Origin of the sequence: Myxococcus sp. CA039A (genome assembly GCF_013336645.1) — a bacterium.
Classification (GTDB): Bacteria; Myxococcota; Myxococcia; order Myxococcales; family Myxococcaceae; genus Myxococcus; species Myxococcus llanfairpwllgwyngyllgogerychwyrndrobwllllantysiliogogogochensis.
This window is the reverse complement of sequence record NZ_JABUMQ010000731.1, coordinates 1-669: the sequence shown is the minus strand read 5'-3', so window position 1 is coordinate 669 and position 669 is coordinate 1. Positions and strand designations below refer to the sequence as shown.

Here is a 669-nt window from a genome sequence, read left to right as displayed (position 1 = left end):
GATGACGGGTGGGGCCTTCGTCTGCTCCCGAGGGAGCGGGACGCGTTGCCTGTCCCTGTCTCCGAGAGGCGCCGGCGGCGGCTGCTTCTGCTCGAGCCCCAGCAGGGGAGCGGCCCAGGCGGACACCACGCCTCCATCGAGCCCCAGTCCCACCACCGCGGCGGCCACCGCGACGAGGACGAGCACGCCGGCGAGGACCTTGCGCCCGCCTCGGGATTCGGAGCCCACGGCGGGGACTCCGCGCAGGGTGTGGACGTGGGAGTCCTCGTCGTCGGGGACCTCGTCCTCGGGTTTGCGGCGGTTCTCCTGGAAGCCGCGCGAGGGTCGGGTGGTGACCTCGGCGTCGGGGAAGGCGGCGGGAAGCTGGGGCTGGGGCCGGCGACGGGCGGCTCCGGCGGCGCGTCGGGAGGGAACACCCGCGTGGCTGCCGGGCTCGGCGGAGAGCGAGGGCACGCGGACCATCGCCGTCTCCTCGTTGCGCTCGGGAGGCTGCGGGGGAGGGGCCACGGCGCGCAGCGTGTCCACGGTGCGGCCGGTGCGAGGGCGTGCCTCGCTCCGGGGCACGGGCTCCTCCGACACGGGCACGGCGCGCGGGGCCGGCGCGGGAGCGCGGACGGTGTGCCCCGAAGGAGGAAGCGCGGGCCGCCCCGGCAGGGTGCGGGCCAGGTG

The 669-nt window shown here is 77.3% G+C and carries 1 pseudogene; it reads right to left on the bottom strand.

The annotated features are described in order from the left end of the window. A pseudogene (locus HR086_RS47315) lies at window positions 1–669 on the bottom strand (hypothetical protein); the annotation flags it as partial.